16 protein-coding genes, 1 pseudogene and 1 riboswitch are annotated in these 18,957 nt (G+C 72.2%); of the genes and pseudogenes, 7 read left to right on the plus strand and 10 right to left on the minus strand.

The window, feature by feature from the left end; translation table 11 throughout:
• Positions 1-65: 65 nt before the first annotated feature.
• The 6 genes from ACZ7P3_RS40445 to ACZ7P3_RS40470 form a co-directional block, all read right to left on the minus strand.
• Positions 66-1,085: a 3-oxoacyl-ACP synthase III family protein gene (locus tag ACZ7P3_RS40445; RefSeq protein WP_472089604.1), complete on the minus strand. Its 1,020-nt coding sequence runs from the start codon at positions 1,083-1,085 to the stop codon at positions 66-68.
• The gene (locus ACZ7P3_RS40450) at positions 1,082-1,735 is read right to left on the minus strand and encodes an SRPBCC family protein (protein ID WP_472089606.1); all 654 of its coding nucleotides are present in this window, start codon (positions 1,733-1,735) and stop codon (positions 1,082-1,084) included. The genes ACZ7P3_RS40445 and ACZ7P3_RS40450 overlap by 4 nt, the downstream gene beginning before the upstream one ends.
• A complete protein-coding gene (locus ACZ7P3_RS40455; RefSeq protein ID WP_472089608.1) occupies positions 1,707-3,458 on the minus strand; it encodes a thiamine pyrophosphate-binding protein in 1,752 nt (583 codons plus the stop codon). The genes ACZ7P3_RS40450 and ACZ7P3_RS40455 overlap by 29 nt, the downstream gene beginning before the upstream one ends.
• A complete protein-coding gene (locus ACZ7P3_RS40460; protein WP_472089610.1) occupies positions 3,455-4,471 on the minus strand; it encodes a GlxA family transcriptional regulator in 1,017 nt (338 codons plus the stop codon). The genes ACZ7P3_RS40455 and ACZ7P3_RS40460 overlap by 4 nt, the downstream gene beginning before the upstream one ends.
• Positions 4,472-4,689: 218 nt before the next feature.
• Positions 4,690-6,306 (minus strand): sodium/solute symporter, encoded by a 1,617-nt coding sequence (locus tag ACZ7P3_RS40465; protein WP_472089611.1) that lies wholly within the window; start codon positions 6,304-6,306, stop codon positions 4,690-4,692.
• Positions 6,303-6,848 (minus strand): DUF485 domain-containing protein, encoded by a 546-nt coding sequence (locus ACZ7P3_RS40470; protein ID WP_472089612.1) that lies wholly within the window; start codon positions 6,846-6,848, stop codon positions 6,303-6,305. The genes ACZ7P3_RS40465 and ACZ7P3_RS40470 overlap by 4 nt, the downstream gene beginning before the upstream one ends.
• A gap of 273 nt (positions 6,849-7,121) precedes the next feature.
• On the opposite strand from ACZ7P3_RS40470, the gene ACZ7P3_RS40475 reads away from it, so the two are divergent.
• The 4 genes from ACZ7P3_RS40475 to ACZ7P3_RS40490 all read left to right on the plus strand — a co-directional run bounded on the left by ACZ7P3_RS40475 (position 7,122) and on the right by ACZ7P3_RS40490 (position 12,521).
• Positions 7,122-8,129 carry an NADP-dependent oxidoreductase gene (locus ACZ7P3_RS40475; RefSeq protein WP_472089614.1) on the plus strand — a complete coding sequence of 336 codons (1,008 nt, stop codon included), beginning with the start codon at positions 7,122-7,124 and terminating at the stop codon, positions 8,127-8,129.
• A gap of 457 nt (positions 8,130-8,586) precedes the next feature.
• Positions 8,587-9,048, plus strand: a complete 462-nt coding sequence (locus ACZ7P3_RS40480) for a pyridoxamine 5'-phosphate oxidase family protein (RefSeq protein ID WP_472089615.1) — start codon at positions 8,587-8,589, stop codon at positions 9,046-9,048.
• Between the two features lie 504 nt (positions 9,049-9,552).
• Positions 9,553-10,719 (plus strand): 4-hydroxybenzoate 3-monooxygenase, encoded by a 1,167-nt coding sequence (locus ACZ7P3_RS40485; RefSeq protein WP_472089629.1) that lies wholly within the window; start codon positions 9,553-9,555, stop codon positions 10,717-10,719.
• Positions 10,720-10,760: 41 nt separating this feature from the next.
• Positions 10,761-12,521, plus strand: coding sequence for a methyltransferase (locus ACZ7P3_RS40490; RefSeq protein WP_472089616.1), 1,761 nt, complete (start codon positions 10,761-10,763; stop codon positions 12,519-12,521).
• Here ACZ7P3_RS40490 and ACZ7P3_RS40495 read toward each other — a convergent pair.
• On the minus strand, positions 12,515-13,285 hold the full coding sequence (locus tag ACZ7P3_RS40495; protein ID WP_472089618.1) for a maleylpyruvate isomerase N-terminal domain-containing protein: 771 nt from the start codon (positions 13,283-13,285) through the stop codon (positions 12,515-12,517). The genes ACZ7P3_RS40490 and ACZ7P3_RS40495 overlap by 7 nt on opposite strands.
• A 223-nt stretch (positions 13,286-13,508) precedes the next feature.
• Complete coding sequence (locus ACZ7P3_RS40500; protein WP_472089619.1) at positions 13,509-13,769, minus strand: hypothetical protein; 261 nt, start codon at positions 13,767-13,769, stop codon at positions 13,509-13,511.
• Positions 13,770-13,900: 131 nt separating this feature from the next.
• Positions 13,901-14,023: riboswitch (cobalamin riboswitch) on the plus strand.
• Between the two features lie 60 nt (positions 14,024-14,083).
• Here ACZ7P3_RS40500 and ACZ7P3_RS40505 point away from each other — a divergent pair.
• From ACZ7P3_RS40505 to ACZ7P3_RS40515, 3 genes and pseudogenes are all read left to right on the plus strand, one after another.
• The gene (locus tag ACZ7P3_RS40505; protein WP_472089621.1) at positions 14,084-14,515 is read left to right on the plus strand and encodes a (2Fe-2S) ferredoxin domain-containing protein; all 432 of its coding nucleotides are present in this window, start codon (positions 14,084-14,086) and stop codon (positions 14,513-14,515) included.
• Positions 14,516-14,778 (plus strand): annotated as a pseudogene (locus ACZ7P3_RS40510) (hypothetical protein); the annotation flags it as partial. It abuts the gene before it with no gap.
• The gene (locus tag ACZ7P3_RS40515; RefSeq protein WP_472089623.1) at positions 14,775-15,851 is read left to right on the plus strand and encodes an enoyl-CoA hydratase/isomerase family protein; all 1,077 of its coding nucleotides are present in this window, start codon (positions 14,775-14,777) and stop codon (positions 15,849-15,851) included. The pseudogene ACZ7P3_RS40510 and the gene ACZ7P3_RS40515, both read left to right, overlap by 4 nt.
• A 449-nt stretch (positions 15,852-16,300) precedes the next feature.
• On the opposite strand, the gene ACZ7P3_RS40520 is transcribed toward ACZ7P3_RS40515, so the two are convergent.
• Together ACZ7P3_RS40520 and aceB are read right to left on the minus strand one after the other, a co-directional pair.
• Positions 16,301-17,170 carry a 3-hydroxybutyryl-CoA dehydrogenase gene (locus ACZ7P3_RS40520; RefSeq protein ID WP_472089625.1) on the minus strand — a complete coding sequence of 290 codons (870 nt, stop codon included), beginning with the start codon at positions 17,168-17,170 and terminating at the stop codon, positions 16,301-16,303.
• A complete protein-coding gene (aceB, locus tag ACZ7P3_RS40525) occupies positions 17,167-18,759 on the minus strand; it encodes a malate synthase A (RefSeq protein WP_472089627.1) in 1,593 nt (530 codons plus the stop codon). Before aceB ends, ACZ7P3_RS40520 begins: the two co-directional genes overlap by 4 nt.
• Positions 18,760-18,957: the final 198 nt, after the last annotated feature.

The following is an 18,957-nucleotide window of genomic DNA, read 5'->3' on the forward strand; positions in this document are numbered from 1 at the left end:
GTCGAACGTGCGCCGGGCGTGGGCCACCGTGCCTCCGGGCCGGGCCACGGCCCGGAGCAAGTGGTTCAGTCCCGTGCGCCGTGCCAGCGGACGGCGACGGCCCCGGCGAAGTCGCCCGCGTGGGCGAATCCCCCGAGCACCACCAGATCGCCGTCCTCCACCTGCCGGGAGCCGATCGCGCGGTCCAGGGTGATCGGGATCGCCGCGCCGAACAGGTTCCCGTATTCGTCGAAGGTGTGCAGGTGCCGTTCGGCCGGCAGTTGCAGCGCCTCCCGCCAGTTCCGCAGGAAGGTGCGGTTGGGCTGGTTGGTGATGAGGACGTCGATGTCGGTGCTCGCCACGCCGAGCCGCCGGCACAGGTCCGTGACCACCTCGGGGACGAGGCGGTTCCCGCGTGCCAGGACCTTGGCGACGCTCGCGTCGGTGAACCCGATCCGCAGCTGGGACTCTCCCGGCTCCCAGTACTTGCGGCCGTCGTCGACCGCCACGGTCATGTCCCCGGCGTACGCGCCGATGTGCCGGGTCTCCACGTCGAGGACCGGCGACTCGGCCGACGTCGTCACATACCCCACACCGCATCCGTCGCCCGGGATCGCCGCCTGGGCGAGTCTGCGCACCTCGGACTGGGTGAACCATTGCCCGGCGGCGCTCTGCGCATTGCATATCAGCGCGGTCTTCGCATCGGTGGAGGTGAGGATCTGCCGGGCCAGCTTCACCATGTGGACGAAGGACGCGCAGCCCGCGTTGGCCACGTCGACGAGCCACTCGGGGTTCAGCCCCAGCCGGCGCGCCACCTCGGTCCCGGCGCCCACGAACGGCAGGTCCGGCAACTGGCTGTGCACCAGCAGTACGTCGACGTCTCGGATCTCTGCCCTGCCGTGCCGTTCGATCAGGGGCTGTACGGCGCGTTCGACCATGTCCGCGTTGGTCTCGTCCCTGGCCACGTGGTGCCGTGACGGCGGGACTTTGAACATGGGGTGGTTGCGGAGCCTGTCCTCGGCTCCGGGGAAGTCCGTGTAGAACTCCGCGGGGACCGGCTCGCCCGGCAGGTAGCTCGCGACATCGGTGAGGCTGACCGTGGTCACCGCGCCGCCGCCCTCGCCGGGGCCGCGCTGACGGGCAGGCCGTTGCGGTGGCGGTGTTCCAGGATGGCCTTGAGGTTGTGCATCTCCACCGTGTGCCCCGCGTAGAAGAGGTCCCAGTAGTCGCCCACCCAGGGCCGGTCCGGGCGGGGCGCCTTCTCGGGGTGCGGGTTGTCGTCGTAGTAGGGGTGGCGGCAGTTGGTCCAGGTGATCAGCGAACCCGGCTTGTCGAGCACGAGCCGCGCCGGGACGACACGCATCAGGTAGATCATCCACAGCTTCTCGCCCTGGTCCCAGGAACAGTGGTAATCCACCGTCATGGCCTCGGGGTTCGCGAGCACCTTGCAGTAGATCCTGGTGTCGTCCTCGAGGCGGTCGTGACCGGCCCACAGCCCCGGCGTGCCGGTGGGCGCGAAGTCGCGCAGGCTGCAGGTCCACTCCTCCAGATGGTGCCCCTGGCGCAGGTAGTCGTAGGCCTGCTCCGGGGGGCAGTCGACGTACTCGTGAATGGTGCAGTACTGCCCGTAGACCTGATGGTGGGGGTAGACGGCGTGGGTGAGCTCCATGCAGTGGGCGGTCAGTTCCTCCTTGCCGGCGTTCTCGATCCGGACCAGACCGGGGATGTCAGCCAACGTGGACGACTCCTCGCTCATCTGAACCCTCCTTGCTCTCGGCGGCTTCGGTGAAGGACTGGAAGGGAAGGAACGGGGGGATCTCCCGTGGGTCGCAGGCGACCGCGACGAACGCCGGGCCGGCGCCCGCATTGCCGCGCAGCAGTGCCGTGCGCAGTTGCACCGCGTCGGTGGCTCCCGTGGCTCCCAGGGACGGGAAGGCGGCGGCCACTCCCGCGGCGAGGTCGCTCCGCGTGAACACGTCGTCGTCGCGGACGCCGCCCTGGAGGAACTCCTCCCGCAGCGCGCACATGGCGTGGGCGTTGTTGTTGAAGATCACGAACGTCACGGGTGCGGCGTACTCGACGGCGGTGTGCACTTCCATCCCGTGCATGAAGAAGGCCCCGTCGCCGGCGAGGACGTAGGTGCGTCGGCCGGTGGCGAGCGCGGCGCCGATGCCGGCACCGAAGGTGTAGCCCATGCCGCCCATGCCGAGGGCCACCACGAAGCGGCCGTGGCGCGGTGCCGGGAGGAGATGGACCGCGCTGGCCCCCGTGTTGCCGGCGTCCACGAAGACGTGTGCGTCCTGGGGGAGTGCCGCCTCCACGGCGGCGACCGCCTGGGCATGGGGGACGGTCCGCTCCGGGGTCGCAAGGGGCGGGCCCGGTATGGAGGTGGGAAGGGGACCGGCGTGCGGCGGGCAGGGACGTGGGTGCGAGGGCAGGCGGGCGGTCACCGCGCGCAGCGCGTCCCGCAGGTTCCCGCCCAGTGCGGTGCCTGCCACGAACGGCGGTTCGGGGCCGAGGCAGACGACGTCGGTGTCGGCCAGCGCCCGGTCGAGGCCGCCGCGCGCCAGGAGCGGCAGCCGTGTACCGACCAGCAGGCACAGGTCGGCCCGTCGCAGACAGTCCTCGACGTTGGCGTGGCCCATCACCCCGGCCACCCCCGCGAACCGGGGATCACGGTTGTCGAAGACGTCCTTGGCGTCGGGGGTGACCGCCACCCATGCCCCGAGGCACCGGGCCAGTTCGGCGAGATCCTCCCGTGCGCCGGCGGCGGCGACCTCGTCACCGGCGATGACGAGGACGCGACCGGCCCCGCGAAGGGCGTCCGACACGGCGCTGACGGCGGCCGTGTCGAGCCGCGCCCCGGAGGCCGTCGCGGGGCCGCCCGGCGCCGGGGTCGCACCGCGGGCGGGCACCTGGATCCGGGCCTGCTGGACGTCCTTGGGCAGCAGCAGCACGGCCGGCCCGCGCGGATCGGCCTGTGCCGCCGCGACCGCCCGGGGCAGCAACTCCGTGAGCGAGTCCGCGTCGTCGACCCGGGCGCAGAACCGGGAGACGGGCGCGAAGACCTCCCGTGCGTCGAAGGAGCCCGCCTTGCCGCTGGAGTCCTGGAACGCCCCGTGCCCTTCCTGGCCGGTCGGTGGCTGGCCCACCAGGGCGAGCACGGGCACCCGGGAGGCGTACGCCTCCGCCAGACCCGGTACGAGGTTCATCGCCCCGCCGCCCGAGGTGGCGGCAACGACGCCCAGCCGCCCGGTGGTTCGAGCGTATCCGTCGGCCATGGTGACGGCGGAGAACTCGTGTTTGGCGACGACGCCGCGGACGGCGCCGCCGCGGTGCACCGCGTCATAGAGGTCCTCGATGTTCGCGCCGCCGACGCCGAACACATGGGTGACGCCGGCCCTGGCGAGTTCCCCGGCCAGATGGTCGACCAGGCGTACCGTTTCCGCCTCGTGCCATTCCGAGGTCGTGATGGTCATGCGGGGCTCCCCTCCCGCTCGTGGTGCCGGTCGATGAGGCCGGATGGCGAGATGACCTGAAAGCGGTGCCGGTATTCCTTGGGGGTGAGTCCCAGGGTTCGTCCGAAGGAGCGGAAGAACGTCTCGGGGGCGGCGAATCCGCAGCGGCCGGCGATCTGGCTGATCGCCAGGTCCGTGGTTTCCAGCAGTTCACGTGCGCGGGCGATACGCGTCCGCTCGACGTACTGGCCGGGTGTCGTGCCCACTTCGCGCCGGAAGACCCGGGCGAAGTTGCGCTGACTCATGTTGGCCTGCCGGGCGATCTCGGCCACGGGCAGCGGGTTGTCCAGGTTGTCCAGGATCCACTCCTGTGCTGCCCGGATCGGCGGATGGTCGGCCAGCTGGGCGTCGAGGACGGCGCTGTACTGGGACTGCCCTCCGTGCCGCTTGAGGAACAGCACCAGGAACCGTGCCGTCTCCAGCGCGAGTGCCGCTCCGTGATCGGCCTCGACCAGGGCCAGCGCCATGTCGATGCCCGTCGACACGCCCGCGGAGGTCACGAACGGGCCGTCCCAGACGAAGATCGGCTCGGCGTCCACGGTGACGTCCGGATACCGGGAGGCCATCGCCTCGCTGTACGCCCAGTGGGTGGTGGCACGTCTGCCGTCGAGGAGGCCCGCCTCGGCCAGCAGAAAGGATCCACCGCATACGGAGGCGACTCTGCGCGACCGGGCCGCGGCCCGGCCGATCCAGGACACGAGCGCCTGGTCCCGCAGTGCGCTGTCGAGACTCCATCCGCCCGGTACCAGGAGCGTGTCGATCGGGCCCCGCCCCGCCTCCAGGGGCGAGGCCTCCACCACCATTCCCGAACTCATGCGCACCAGTGGTGCGTCGGCGGAGACGAAACCGGTCCGGTAGGGGATGCCCGAGGGGCCCAGGAGCCGGTTCGCCGTATCGAACACTTCAATCGGTCCTGTGATGTCCAGGGCCATCGCGCCCGCGTACACCACCACAACAACACGTCGCTCCAACACGGTCACAGCCTGTATCGGATGCCGCACTGGCTGCAATGACAGATTACTGACGGATCCGGCCAACAAGCGGCGCCGGACGGGCGGAAAGGGCGCCGGCAAGGCGGTTTGTGCGCCGGGCCGGTGGTGGCGGGTGAGGCACCTCACAGGGCGCCGGTGCGCTGCACCGACGCCCCCACCTCCGGATCACATCCGGCTGCGAGGCCGGCCGTCGCCGCGGCTCATTCGGCTGCGGCGAGCAGCCTCGCCTCGCTCTCCTCGTACAGCCGCCGGCTCTCGCGGCTGTCGGCGGCGTGCCGCCGGTGGTCCAGACGGCTGCCGAGCCAGCCCGCCAGGTAGCCGAACGGGACGGAGACCAGTCCGGTGGACTGCATGGGGAACCAGTGGAAGTCCGCGTTCGGGAAGACCGCGGCCGGCGTGCCCGAGACGGCCTTGGAGAAGACCATCAGCACCAGCGCACAGGCCGTACCCCCGTAGAGGCTCGCGAGCAGGCCGGTGCGCGTGAAGCCCCGCCAGAACAGGGAGTAGGTCAACGCGGGGGCCACGGCGGACGCCCCGATGCAGATTGCCAGCGTGGTCAGTACGGCGACGTCCCAGTTCTGGACCAGGGTGGAGAGCGTGATGGCGACTATCCCCACCGCCACGCTCGTCCAGGCCGCCACCGTCATCTCCGTACGTGGCGCCGCCCGTCCCCGCCGCACGGCGTGGGCGAACAGGTCGTGGGCGAGCGACGAGGCGGCGGCCAGGGTCATTCCCGCGACCGAGGACAGCAGAGTGATGAACACCGTGCCTGCCATGGCCGCGTAGAGGACCGTCGTGCCCACGGAGCCGGCGCCGCCGCCGAGCGCCCGGGACAGCATGAGCACCGAGGTCCTTCCGTGCGGGTCGGCCGCGGTGATGTACTGCGATCCCACCAGCGCGGCCGCGCCCGTGCCCATGATGATCACCAGCAGGCAGAACGTGGTGACCGTACCGACCGCCCACGACATGGAGCGACGCACGGCCGGCGCGTCCCGCGCGGAGTACAGACGCATCGTGATGTGGGGGAGGCAGGCGGCGCCGAGGATCACGGTGATCTGGAGACTGGCGAAGTCCAGCCGGTCGAGGGCCGAGGTGCCCAACTGAAGGCCCTGCTGGAGGAAGGCGGGGCCCGCTCCGCTGCCGCGCCGGGCGGCCTGGAGCACCTCGTCCGGGCTCCAGTCGAAGCGGTTCAGGACCAGGGCGGCGACGGTGACGCTGGTGCCGAGCAGGATCACGATCTTGATCATCTGAATGAGCGCGGTTCCCCGCATGCCGCCGAGCGCCGCGTAAATGATCATCAGGCTGCCGACGAGGACGATGCACGTCGTCCTCGCGCCGGGCATGTGCGGGATGCCCAGGATGAAGGTGAGCAGCGACCCGGCTCCGGAGAGCTGCACGACCAGGAAGGGGAGGGTCGCACTGAGCGTCACCGCGCAGGAGGCGATACGGACCGCCCGCCCCGGCATGTTGCGGGCCAGGACGTCGCCCATGGTGAAGCTGCCGGCGTTGCGCAGCGGTTCGGCCAGCAGGAACATCAGCAGCACCAGGGACAGTGCGGTGCTGACCGCCAGGACGTAACCGTCGTACCCGGCGAGCGCGATGATGCCGGTGGTGCTCAGCACCGTGGCCGCCGAGATGTAGTCGCCCGCGATCGCCAGGCCGTTCTTGAGCGGGGTGAGCGAGAGGTAGCCGGTGTAGAAGTTCGTCAGGTCGTCGCGGGCCGGCCCCGCCATCACGCACATCAGCAGGGTGAGGGTCACCAGGGTGGTGAACAGGACCAGGACGACGGCCTGTGTCCCTGAGCCGAAGTCGTTCATCCCGCCACCCCGGCTTCCCGGCCCGGCCGCCGGCCCGCCTGCTCCCGCACGGCCCGCGCCAGCGGGTCCACGGAGCGTTGAGCGCTGCGTCCGTACCAGAGGACCGCCGCGAAGGTCACGACGAGCTGGAGGATCCCCAGGACCATGCCCAGGCTCAGTTCACCGGCGATCCTGGATCCCATCAGGCCCGGCGCGTAGCAGGACAGCATGACGTACACCACGAAGGAGCCGAGCGCGGTGAGCGTGGAGACCCGGCGGAGCACGCGGTAGGCCGAGCGCAGGGCGGTGAGGTCGCCACCGCGCCGATCGGCCTCGGGCGCGTACGGTTCGTGCCGGGGTGCCTGCCCGTACGGGTCGTACGAAAAGGCGTCGAATCCATACGAGTTGTCCTGCGGGATGCCGTGTCCGTACGACTCCTGCCAGGGATCCCGCCCGTACGACTCGCGCCGAGCGGCGTGGGCATGGGGCCCGGCCTGCGGCTGCGGCCATCCCGGCCGTGCTGGTGGAGGGTGCGGGTACGGGGTGTCTTCGGGGTGTGTCATCGCATGGCCTTCCGGGCGGCTCGGATGCGTGGGGGCGGGTGGTGAAGCGCGGGTGGGGCGGCGCACGATACCGACTGGTTGGAATGCGTGATAAGGCTGTCGAGCGTCACGTTTCGAGTTCGATGCGGCATCCGGTCGACAGCGATCACTCGACGAGCGACGGCCCCCCGGACCGTAGGCCTCCGGACGCCCGGATGACTTGTGGGGAATATCACGCCCACGCCTACCTACTGGTCGGTATGGTCGCGGGAGCCGCGAACGACAGGAGGCGCGATGTCCGCGACCAACCGCCAGATCCGTCTGGCAGCCCGCCCCGTGGGCACAGTGAAACCCGAAGACTGGGAGCTCCGTTGCGAACCCCTCGGGGAACCGGGCCCGGGCCGGTTCACGGGCCGGACGCGCGTCATCTCCCTGGATCCGGCCATGCGGGGCTGGCTGGACGACCGCCCCTCCTACCTGCCGCCGGTCGGTATCGGGGAGGTGATGCGGGCCGGCTCGGTCATCGAGGTCACCGCATCCGACCACCCCGGCTTCCAACCGGGTGATCACGTGGTCGGCACGTTCGGCGTCCAGGAGTACGTGGTCTCCGACGGCCGGGGCGCGATGAAGATCGACACCTCGCTCGCCCCGCCCTCGACGTATCTCGGAGCGCTGGGCATGCCCGGCATGACCGCCTACTTCGGCCTGCTGGACGTCGGTGCGCTGAAGGAGGGCGAGACCGTCGTGGTGTCCGGGGCCGCCGGCGCGGTCGGCACCATCGCGGGCCAGATCGCGAAGGCCAAGGGCTGCCGCGTCGTGGGCATCGCCGGAGGGCCGGAGAAGTGTGCGTTGCTCACCGGCGAACTCGGCTTCGACGCGGCGATCGACTACCGGGCCGACGACGTCAGGAAGGCGCTGCGTGAGCACGCCCCCGACGGCATAGACGTGTACTTCGACAACGTCGGAGGGACCGTCCTCGACGCCGCGCTGACCCGGCTGGCGATGCACGCGCGCGTCGTGGTCTGCGGTGCGATCAGTCAGTACAACAACGCCACGCCGGTCGAGGGCCCCTCGAACTACCTCTCGCTGCTGGTGCGCCGTGCCCGGATGGAGGGCTTCGTCGTCTTCGACTACGCCAAGCGCTACGCGGAGGCAGCGCAGGAGATCTCCGCCTGGATCGGCGCCGGCCGCATCAAGGTCAAGGAACATGTGGTGAGGGGCACCGTGGACGACTTCCCCGAGACCTTGCAGATGCTCTTCCGTGGCGAGAACGTCGGAAAGCTCGTGCTGGAACTGGCATGACCGCCGTCGGAAGCGGGGCCGCCACGCTGCGGAGCGGGGCCGCTGTCGGGAGCGGGGCCGCCACGCTGCGAAGGGAACAGAGCGACGGCGGCGCGCTCCGGGGCTGGGCGGCGATCGTCACCGGCGCGGCCGGCGGGCCGGGCGGGGCCGTGGCGCCGGCTCCGGCGGGGGCGGAGCGCCGGGCCCAGCGGTTGCGGATGTCCGCGCCCGGGGTGTCCTCGGCGACTGGGGCCCGGGCCGGGTGCCGGCCGGCCACGGCTCCCGGGTCGCGGTCGGCCGGGTGGACGCCGTAGGGGGAGCCAGGCTGGGCGCCGTAGGTGTGACTGAGCGCTTCCGACGGCCACCCCGAGTACCGGAGTTGGCCGCCACGAGCCAAAAGCTGAGGGGTTCATCGGTCGCTGGGAGTACGTCCTGCGCCTCAGGCGCGCTTCGTGCCCGCTGGCTAGGGTCGGTCCTCATGGAGATCACGGAAATCGTCCGTCGTCGGACGGCGGAGCGCAGGCGCGACGCTCTGGAGCGGCTCGTTGCCGAGCGGGATGTATGGGTGTCGACGGCTCACCCTGATCACGGGCCGCACCAGGTCCCGCTGTGGTTCTTGTGGGACGGGCGAGCAGTGTGGATGTGCACCGGCGCCACCTCAGTGACGGCGCGGAACGTCCGTGAAGAGCCGCGCGTGCGCCTGGCGCTACCGGACACCTTCGACGTGGTGCTCCTCCAGGGTGAGGCGGAGTGCTTCCCGGACCAGGAGGTGCCCGGAGACGCGGCGCAGGCGTTCGCCGGCAAGTTCGGGTGGGATCCACGCGCGGAAGAGGGGTCCTTTCTGTACATACGCGTGATCCCGAGGACCGTACGCGCTTGGCGCGGCGAGCCGGAACTGCGCGGGAGAGTCATCATGCGCGACGGGACGTGGCTGGAATAACGGCCGTCCCTCGCCGGTGATCCGCGCGTTACTGGCCCGGAGCCCTGCTCCAGCGCTCCTTCGAGGAGACCTGTGTCGCGAACGGCCGGTCGGTGGAAGCGGCGTACGGGGAACTGCTCGGCGACCGTTCCCCGGAAGAACGGGGTCAGGGCCCCTCCTGCCCCGGCCTCCGGGATGCGAACCCCTCGTGCGATCGCACGGCCTGCGGCGACCGCATCCCGCATCCGATACCGGACCACAGGACGGGCGGTCCGCCGCGACACTTGCCGCGACGCACATGGTTCCTCCGTCGCGCACATCGGCGCCGAGACGTCCGGCGGACCCGTGTGGCCGAACCCGGCCGCAGGTCAAGGGACTTGGGGTGGCTTCCTGTGTTCGATCAGTGAATTTGCCTATATCGCGCTCATTCGAGTGATCTCCAACTATCCCGTCATTTTTCTGTGATTAAGATCCGCTTCTGTGACGGTAGGTCAGAGTTTTCGAGCAGCCGAGGACGCGGCTGACGTGGTGATCCTCGGCGCCGGGCCGGCCGGGCTGGTGCTCGGCAACCTCCTCCACCGGAGCGGGATCGACTGCGTCATTCTGGAACGTGCCGGCCGTGCGCACGTCCAGACGCGGGCACGGGCCGGTTTCCTCGCCGCGAACACCGTACGGATCCTGGACCGGCACGGCCTCGCCGAGGGCCTGCACCGGCGCGGCCGGACGCACGGCACCTGCGAGTTCCGCACCGAGGACGGCCGGTTCTGCCTGGACTACAGCGGCCTCGGCCGAGGCGAGCAGCACACCGTCTACCCGCAGCAGGAGCTGGTCACCGATCTGCTGACGCGGTTCCTGGAGGCCGGCGGACGCATCCGGTTCGAGACCGAGGCGGTGGCCGTGCTCGGGGCGCACAGCGCTCAGCCTTCGGTCACCGTGCGCGAGGCGGACGGACGCCCCGGCAGGTGGCGGGCCAGATACGTCGCCGGCTGCGACGGCCGGCACGGCGCGGCCCGGCGCTCGCTCCCGCCCGGCGCGGTCCGCCGCCACCACCGCGACCACGGAGTCTCCTGGCTCGGCCTGCTCGTGCAGGCGCCGCCGAGTCTCGACGCCGTGGGGTACGCGGTGCACAGCCGGGGCTTCGCCGGGCACATGGCGCGCACCAGCGAGGTCACCCGCTACTACCTGCAGTGCGAGCGCGACAGCGGGGCCGGCGTCTGGCCCGAGGACCGGATCTGGGACGAACTGGAGCTGCGGATGCGCGCCGCGGACTACGGCGCGCTGCGCCGCGGCCGGATCGTCCAGCGCAGCGTCGTCGGCCTGGAGTCCGACGTGCTCGAACCACTGCGCCACGGATCGCTCTTCCTCGCGGGTGACGCCGCGAGTCTGATCAGCCCGTCCGCCGCCAAGGGCGCGAATCTCGCGGTGCTGGAGGCGGAGATCCTCGCCCGTGCCCTCGCCGACGACCTGGCGCACGGCGACCCCGAGGGGCTCGACCGCTACTCGGCACGGTGCCTGGCACACATCTGGCGCGCGCAGGACTTCTCGCAGTGGATGATCCGGCTGCTGCACGGCCCGTCCGGTTCGGACGGCGAGTCGCTGTTCCACAACTCCCTGCGGCGTTCGCGCATGGAGTCCCTGCGCACCTCGCGCAGCCGGCAGGACTGGTTCGCCGAGAACTACGTCGGTGTATGAGAACCGCTTCACCCGAGCACCGAAATGAGGATCCCTTCGCCATGATGACGACGATGCCGGGCGACGCGGCCCGTCTGCGCGCCACGGCCGACTTCGTCAGGGAGCAGGACACCGCCACGCTGCTCTCCCTCCTGCTGCCCGGTCTGGACGGCCCGGAGCTGCGAACGGTGGTGGACCACTGCCGCTTCGCACATGCCGCGCTGCTCGTCTTCCCGCCCGACGCGCAGGCGCTGCACGCCGCACTGGCCGCATGCGGGCTGGACCCGGACGTGCCGTCACAGCCGAGCGTCGTCGTCCGGGAGCGGCTGGCCCTGCGGCACCGGCGCGCCGCGACGGAACTGGAGGTAAGGATTCTGCGCCCTGCGGTGGCGGGTCTGGACGGGGCGCACCGCACGGTCGAGGTGTTCGCGCTGACCGTGCCGCAGGGCTCGGACCTGGCCCCGATCGCCGAGCAGGAGCGCGCCCGGCAGCACGAGGCACACCTCGCCTTCGACGTCGAACACCCCGATCCGCTGGTTCTGCGCGGTCTGTGTGCGGTCTTCGCGCGACACGGCGCGCTCCCCGACGGCGGGGGCTACAACCCGCACGAGGACGGAACGGTGTTCTACTTCACCGCGCCCGCCGCGTCGAAGGCCGGGTACCGGCGCGTGGAGCTGTACGTCCACGGCGATCACCGCGACGTGCTCGCCGTGCACCTGGACGAGCACCGCGCACGGCAGCCCGCCGAGGTGCTGCTGCGCCTGCTGACCGGGGCGTGGACGACCCAGGCCCTGGCGGCGTTCGCACAGCTGCGGGTGCCCGACGTCATGGACACGGACACCGGGACCGGTGCCGGGTCCCTGGCGCGGGCGGTGGACGCCGGACCGGAGAACCTGACGACGCTCCTGCGCCACCTCGCGATGCTGGACGTGGTGGCAGAGGACCGGGACGGCTTCCGGCTCACCGAACTCGGCGCGCTGCTGCGCGCGGACGTGCCGGGCTCGATGCGGCCCCTGGCGCTGATGTACGGCGGTCCGTTCTACCAGTCCTTCGCCGGCCTCGGGCACACGGTGCGCACCGGGGAGGTCGCCTTCGAGCACCTCTTCGGCGAGAACCACTTCGACTACTTCGCCCGCGACCCCGAACTCGCCGAAATGTTCGACCAGTCCATGGCCGCCAGCACACGCATGTTCGAACCGATCCCCGCACACCCGGCGTTCACGGCCGCAGGCGGGGCACCCGCCCCCAGGACCGTCGTCGACGTCGCGGGCGGAACCGGGGAACTGCTCGGCCGCGTCCTCGCCGCGCACCCGCGCCTGCACGGCATCCTGCTCGAACGCCCGCACGTCATCGAGGCCGCCCGCCGCGCTCTCGACGCTGCCGGCTGCGGCGAGCGGTGCACCTACCGGACGGGCGACTTCTCCGACGTACCGCCCGGCGCGGACGTCTACATCCTCTCCCGCGTCCTGCACGACTGGGACGACGAGCGTTGCCGCGAGATCCTGCGGCACTGCTCCCGGGCGATGCCCGCCCACGCCGATCTGCTCATCGTCGAGCGGGTACTGCCCGCCGACGGCTCGGCCTCACTGGCCACCGCGTGGAACCTCCACATGATGTGCAACGTCGGCGGGCGGGAACGACGCGCCGACCACTACGCGCACCTGCTCGACGACGCGGGGCTCGCGCTCGTGGGCCGCTCGCCGCTGCCCCTGGACGGCAGCGTGCTGCATGCCCGCAAGGCTGCCGTCCCGCAGCCCGTACCGGCCCCCGGCGCCTGCCGGACCGATCCGGGCGTGCTGAGCGGACGCACCGGCCCTCAGTAGCCGCCCAGGAGGGCCCGTACCCTGCGCAGGGCCTCCGGGCCGGCGGAGCTGTGCCAGCGGGACGGGTCGGCGGGGCGGCGTCCCCACAGCAGCAGGACGCGTACGGCCGCGTCGCTCTCGATCGTGGCGGGGCCCTCGGGGGCGGCCAGCCGGATGCTGCCGCCCCCGCCGTCGGCGCTCACCACGATGTCGTCCGCACCCGGCGTACGCAGGCGGCCCTCGACCCGTTCGCCGGGGCCCAGATCCAGGCCGGCCCGGCCGCGGGCCAGCAGCGGCCGGCCGACCGACACCACGCTGTGCTCCGTCATCCACGGTTCGCTGAGCGCCCGCACCGCCGTGCGGTCGTCGCCGGTCAGGTCCCAGCGGTGCAGGATCAGCTCCTCACGCATGTGCTCCGCGAAGAAGGGGACCTTCACGGTCCGGCCGGTCCACGTCACCTCGGTGTCCGGGGACAGGTCCCGCGCGGCGGCCGCGGCGACCTCGGCGAGCCGCTCACAGCGGCCCATGAACGCCGCCCACAGCTCGGAGTCGGACATCCGGCGGTAGGGCTCCTCACGCCCGAAGCCCCTGGTCTCCACGGGCGTTCCCGCGTGGAACGCCCGGAGCACCCGGGCCAGTTCCTCGGCATTGCCCGTCTGGTGGGCCAGGATGTCCCGCACCGTCCACGCCTCGCACCATGTGCCGTCGTCGGGCCGCCGTGCCTGCACCGCGTGGAGGAACGGTGCCAGCTCCGGCAGGGTCTCGTCGACCAGAGTCCGAATCATGCGCCATGGGTTCCTGGCCGGACCGGCGGTCAAACCAGCGACGGGCGTCCGCACGGGGGATCCCCTCCCGCCGTTCGCCCTCGGCCACGCCCCGCCGGCCCTCACTCCCCGAGGGCACCGGTGAGCGTGGTGGGCCTGCACCGCCGGGCCGGTGACATCGCCGCCGGCGGCGTACGCCCCGGTGACCCGCCGGGCGACCCGGCCGGGCCGCACCCCGGGTGCGTCACTGGCTGACGAGGTCCAGCGGATGGTGCGGGTCGCGCGGGCACACAGCGATGGTGAGGCGGCCGCGGCCCGGTGAGACCTCGGTGGGGTCGTTGGCCCACAGGGCGTCAGAGTTCTGCTGGTCCTCGACGCAGACCAGCCGCCACACCTCGTCCGCCGAGGCGGCGGGTTCGAAGTGCCGGGTGAGACCGGTGTCGGGGTCCTGCACGGTCAGCACGTAGCTGCTGCCGCGCGTGACATAGGTGAGCGGCAGCCGCACGCCCTCGGAGAACCCTGAGGGGAGCCGGTCCCACTCGCTCGATCCGTTCGGCGGAGCGGCCCGTTCCGCCTCGGCGGGTGCGGCACCTCCCGGCGATGGGATGATGGCCGGTGACAAGGCGACGGCGGTCCGAGGAAGCCGGTGTGAATCCGGCGCGGTCCCGCCACTGTGATCGGTGAGCGAGTTCCGACGGGCCACTGTCCGCGAAGGGCGGGAAGGCCGGGACGAGCGACGACCCGAGAGCCAGGAGACTCACGCGGTCGCCACCTCGACGGACACCGGGGCGGATCTCCCCGGAGGAGGGGTGGTGCGGCATGCCCGAGAGGCCGGCCGTGGAGACGTGCGGTGACGAGGGGAGCCCGCGGGGGGCCGGCCCGGCGCCGTGCCGCGTCGTCGTGTGCCGCGACTGCTGCTGCGGCACTCCCAAGGTGACCGGAGTCGATCACGCGGAGCAGACCGCACGGCTGCGTGCGGAGGTGCCCGTGCGCATCTCCGCCTGCCTCGACGTGTGCGAGCAGGCCAACGTCATCGTCGTGCAGCCCTCCGCCGCCGGCCGGGCCGCGGGGGGACGGCCGGTCTGGCTGGGGCTGGTCAACGACCCCGACGCGACCGGGGACATCACGCACTGGGTGCGCGCGGGCGGCCCCGGTGTCGCCCCCCTGCCGGAGATCCTCGGCCTCTACGCCTTCACACCGCCGCGGCTCGTCCGGGCTTCCCGGGACCGCGGCGGGTCCGGCCCCCGCTGAGCCCCGTACCCGTGCGCGCCGGTGAAGAGGTTCGCCGGCGCGCACGGGTACTCGGTGGTGGTCCGTATGCTCCAGGGGCACGGCGGCCACGTCCGCCTCGCGTGTACGGAACCGAGAAGACCGTCCGTGACCTGCGACCTCGGCAGGGCGCGCGGGCGGCAGCACGGAACACGGGGCGCGGCGCAGGCCACCGGATCCTGGAAGGGACCGACGAGATCATGCGTGGCATCGTGGCCCGCAGCCTGACGGAGGCACACAGATGACCGGTACCGAAGAGCCCGTCCTCCTGCACACCGCGGGGCGGGCCGCCCACATCACTCTCAACCGGCCCGAGGCCCTCAACGCGCTGTCCCACGCGATGGTGCGCCGCATCGACGAGGCCCTGACCGCCTGGGAGCACGACCCGGCCGTGGAGACCGTCGTCATCACCGGGGCGGGCGAGCGCGGCCTGTGCGCGGGCGGCGACATCCGTGCCGTCCACGACGACGCCCGGGACGGCGACGGCACCGCCTCCGCCGCCTTCTGGCGCGACGAGTACCACCTCAACGCCCGCATCGCCCGCTACCCCAAGCCCTACGTCGCCGTCATGGACGGCATCGTCATGGGCGGCGGCGTCGGCATCTCCGCACACGGCAGCGTCCGGATCGTCACCGAACGCTCGCGGATCGCCATGCCCGAGACCGGCATCGGCTTCGTACCGGACGTGGGCGGCACCTATCTGCTCGGCCTCGCCCCGGGCGAACTGGGCACCCACCTCGCGCTGACCGGCGCGCAGATCGGCGCCGCCGACGCGCTGCTGTGCGGGCTCGCCGACCACTACGTGCCGTCCGCCGCGCTCCCGCAACTGGTCGCCGGCCTCGCCGACCTGCCCGTACGGCAGGTGCTCGCCCGGCATGCGCGGCCGGCGCCCCCGGGAGAGCCGGCCGCCCGGCGCGAGTGGACCGACGCCTGCTACGCCGCCGGCACGGTGGAGGAGATCGTGCGGCGGCTGTTCGCCCACGGCGACCCGGCCGCGAAGGAGACGGCGGAGACCCTGCTCACCAGGTCCCCGACCGCCCTGAAGGTCACCCTGGCCGCGCTGCGCCGGGCCCGGCGGCTCGGCTCGCTGGAGCGCGTGCTCGACCAGGAGTACCGCGTCTCCTGCGCGGCCCTGGGCATGCCCGACCTGGTGGAGGGCGTCCGCGCCCAGATCATCGACAAGGACCGCACCCCGCGCTGGTCGCCGGCGACCCTCGCCGAGGTCACCGAAGCCGACGTGGAGCGCTTCTTCGCCCCCCTCGGCGACCGCGAGCTGGGGCTCGCCGGGCCCGGCTCCGCCCCGGAGGCGGCCGGCTGAACGGGCCCGGCCGCCGTGCTGTGGCGGTTCCGACTGCCGTGCTGTGGCGGTTCCGTCTGCCGGCCCTCGCCATCCAGGCCGTCCTGTGGGGCGGATCCGGGCTGCTCTTCGGGGAGTTGGCCGAGCGGCAGTTCACCCCCAAGCCCGCCGCGGCTCCGTCCGGGCGGACGGTTCCCGCCAGGTGTCCGGCCGTACGCCGCTGGTGGTCAGCCGGAAGGCCTCCCTGGCCCAGGCCAGGTACCCGGCGGGGTCGTCGCCGGCGTGCGGACAACGGGCCGGGGGCGGGAGGCGCAGCCAGTACCCGGCGGGGTCGTCGCCGGCGTGCGGACAACGGGCCGGGGGCGGGAGGCGCCGCACTTGCGCTTCCCGCCCCTCCCCTGTGAGCAACGGCCGGATCCCTCGGCCGGCCGCTGCCGCCCGGGCCCCTCAGCCCGGGCGCGCCAGTCCCCTCAGGCCTGGCCGTACACGTGGAACCCCCGCCCGGTGCTGCGGCCGAGCAGCCCCGCCTCGACCATCCGCCGGAGCAGCGGGGGAGGGGCGTAGAGGGGTTCCCTGAACTCGTCGTAGAGCGACTGGGCGATCGAGGCGACGACGTCGAGTCCGATCAGGTCCGCGAGCCTGAGCGGCCCCATGGGGTGCGCGCAGCCCAGTTCCATGCCGGTGTCGATGTCGGCGGCGCTGGCGAAGCCGGACTCCGCCATGCGGACGGCCGCCAGCACGTAGGGGATGAGGAGGGCGTTGACGACGAAGCCCGCCCGGTCCCGGGAGCGGATGACCGTCTTGCCGAGGGTTTCCGTGGCGAAGGACTCGACGGCGGTCGCGGTCTGCGGCGCGGTGTGCAGCGAGGTCACGACCTCGACCAGCGGCAGTACGGGCACCGGGTTGAAGAAGTGCAGTCCCACGACCCGGTCGGCGCGGCTGGTCGCCATACCGAGGCGCATGACGGGGAGGGAGGACGTGTTGGTCGCCAGCACGGCCGCCGGGTCCTCGACGATCTTGTCCAGGGCGGCGAACACCTCGGTCTTGGCCTCCGCGTTCTCGATGACGGCCTCGACGACGAGCTGCCGGTCGGCCATGTCTCCCAGATCGCCGGTGAAGACGAGACGGGCGAGGGCGTCCTGCGCGGCGGCCGGCTCCAGCTTGCCCCGCTCGACCGCGCGCTCCAGGGACGAGGCGACCCGATCCCGTGCGGCGCGGGCGGACGTGGCGTCCGCCTCGCAGACCACCGTGTCCAGCCCCGCCCGCGCGCACACCTCGGCGATACCGGAGCCCATCCGGCCGCCGCCGACCACCCCGACGCGCCGGATCCCGCCGCTCATGACCGGGTCTCCGCGTGCCGCACCAGGTGCGTGGCGTAGGCGTCGGGTGTGAAGAAGAGCGGCAACTCGCCTGCCATGGCTGTCCGTTCGAAGAGTGCCCGCACCTCGTCGACCGGCGCCCACGGATACTCCGCCCCGAGCGCGGCCGCTTCGTCGTCGAGCAGCTGCAGCACCGTCTCCCGGTCGATCACCCGGTGCCGCAGCCACTGCCAGATCTGCACGCGGGCGATCTCGGCCGTGGCCGCGTCCTCCATGAGCCCGTACAGGGCGACGGCGCCCTGGCCGCCCAGCCAGGCGGCGAAGTAGCGCAGGGCGATGGCGATGTTGGTGCGCACGCCCTGAGCGGTGGGCGGTCCGCTGATCCGGCGCACCGACAGCAGGTCGGCGGCGGTGACCTCCACGTCGTCCCGGGTCCGGTCGATCTGGTGGGGCCGGTCGCCGAGGACGCCGTCGAACACCTCGCGGCAGACGGGCACGAGTCCGGGGTGGGCGACCCAGGAGCCGTCGAAGCCGTCCTCGGCCTCCCGCTCCTTGTCCAGCCGCACCGTGGCGAGGGCCGCTTCGTGCGCGGCCGGGTCCTTGCCCGGCACCTGTGCGGCCATGCCGCCGATGGCGTGCGCGCCGCGCCGGTGGCAGGTGCGCACGAGGAGTTCGGTGTAGGCCCGCATGAAGGGGGCGGTCATCGTGACCTTCGCGCGGTCCGGCAGCAGGAAGTCGGTGCGGTGGCCGAACGTCTTGATCAGGCTGAACAGGTAGTCCCAGCGGCCCGCGTTGAGGCCGGAGCTGTGCTCGCGCAGCTCGTAGAGGATCTCCTCCATCTCGAACGCGGCGGTGATCGTCTCGATGAGGACAGTGGCCCGGATCGTTCCCCGCGGGATGCCGAGCAGTTCCTGAGCGAGGAGGAAGACGTCGTTCCAGAGCCGGGCCTCGTAGCGGTTCTCCAGCTTGGGCAGGTAGAAGTACGGGCCGTACCCGGCGTCGATCTGCCGCTGCGCGCAGTGGAAGAAGTACAGGCCGAAGTCGACGAGCGCGGCGGGCACGGGGGCGTCGTCGAACTCCAGGTGCTCCTCGTCGAGGTGCCAGCCGCGCGGCCTTACGACGATGGTGGCGAGCTGTTCGCCGAGGCGGTACTCCTTGCCGTCCTCGGTGGTGAAGTCGATGCGCCGCTCGATGGCGTCGAGCAGGCTGAGCTGGCCGCCGATCACGTTGTTCCAGGTGGGCGCGGTGGCGTCCTCGAAGTCGGCCATCCACACCTTGGCGCCGGAGTTCAGCGCGTTGATGGCCATCCGGCGCTCCGGCGGGCCGGTGATCTCCACGCGCCGGTCGGTCAGGCCCGGTGCGGGCGGAGCGACGCGCCAGGAGGGGTCGGCGCGGACCGCGGAGGTGACCATCGGGAAGTCGAGGGGGGAGCCGCCGGCCAGGCGGAGGAGCTGCCGGCGGCGCTCCTTCATCAGGTCCCGGCGGCGACCGTGGAACGCCGCGGTCAGCCGGCCGAGGAAGTCCAGGGCGGCGGGTGTGAGGATCTCGTCGTGCCGGTCGCCCAGGGGCGCGAGAACACGGACGTGGTGGGTCAGAGCACTGGTGGACATCGCTTCTCCTGCGGGCGGGACGGCGATCGGGGGTCGGACGGGGACGGTCGTACGACCCCCGCGGGGCCGGGGTGGACCGGACGGGCCCGGCGACGGGCCCGAGGACGGCCTAGTGGAACTGCTCCTCCTCCGTGGAGCCGGCCAGGGCGGTGGTGGAGGAGGCGGGGTTGACGGCGGTGGAGACCAGGTCGAAGTAGC

This window comes from Streptomyces sp. NPDC107581 (genome assembly GCF_055657175.1).

Excerpts from the sequence above, each read along its gene's own strand:
- ACZ7P3_RS40450 (WP_472089606.1), bottom strand. The coding sequence starts at position 1,735 with ATGAGCGAGGAGTCGTCCACGTTGGCTGACATCCCCGGTCTGGTCCGG.
- ACZ7P3_RS40455 (WP_472089608.1), bottom strand. The coding sequence starts at position 3,458 with ATGACCATCACGACCTCGGAATGGCACGAGGCGGAAACGGTACGCCTG.
- ACZ7P3_RS40465 (WP_472089611.1), bottom strand. The coding sequence starts at position 6,306 with ATGAACGACTTCGGCTCAGGGACACAGGCCGTCGTCCTGGTCCTGTTC.
- ACZ7P3_RS40470 (WP_472089612.1), bottom strand. The coding sequence starts at position 6,848 with ATGACACACCCCGAAGACACCCCGTACCCGCACCCTCCACCAGCACGG.
- ACZ7P3_RS40475 (WP_472089614.1), top strand. The coding sequence starts at position 7,122 with ATGTCCGCGACCAACCGCCAGATCCGTCTGGCAGCCCGCCCCGTGGGC.
- ACZ7P3_RS40480 (WP_472089615.1), top strand. The coding sequence starts at position 8,587 with ATGGAGATCACGGAAATCGTCCGTCGTCGGACGGCGGAGCGCAGGCGC.
- ACZ7P3_RS40490 (WP_472089616.1), top strand. The coding sequence starts at position 10,761 with ATGATGACGACGATGCCGGGCGACGCGGCCCGTCTGCGCGCCACGGCC.
- ACZ7P3_RS40495 (WP_472089618.1), bottom strand. The coding sequence starts at position 13,285 with ATGATTCGGACTCTGGTCGACGAGACCCTGCCGGAGCTGGCACCGTTC.
- ACZ7P3_RS40505 (WP_472089621.1), top strand. The coding sequence starts at position 14,084 with ATGCCCGAGAGGCCGGCCGTGGAGACGTGCGGTGACGAGGGGAGCCCG.
- ACZ7P3_RS40515 (WP_472089623.1), top strand. The coding sequence starts at position 14,775 with ATGACCGGTACCGAAGAGCCCGTCCTCCTGCACACCGCGGGGCGGGCC.
- ACZ7P3_RS40520 (WP_472089625.1), bottom strand. The coding sequence starts at position 17,170 with ATGAGCGGCGGGATCCGGCGCGTCGGGGTGGTCGGCGGCGGCCGGATG.
- aceB (WP_472089627.1), bottom strand. The coding sequence starts at position 18,759 with ATGTCCACCAGTGCTCTGACCCACCACGTCCGTGTTCTCGCGCCCCTG.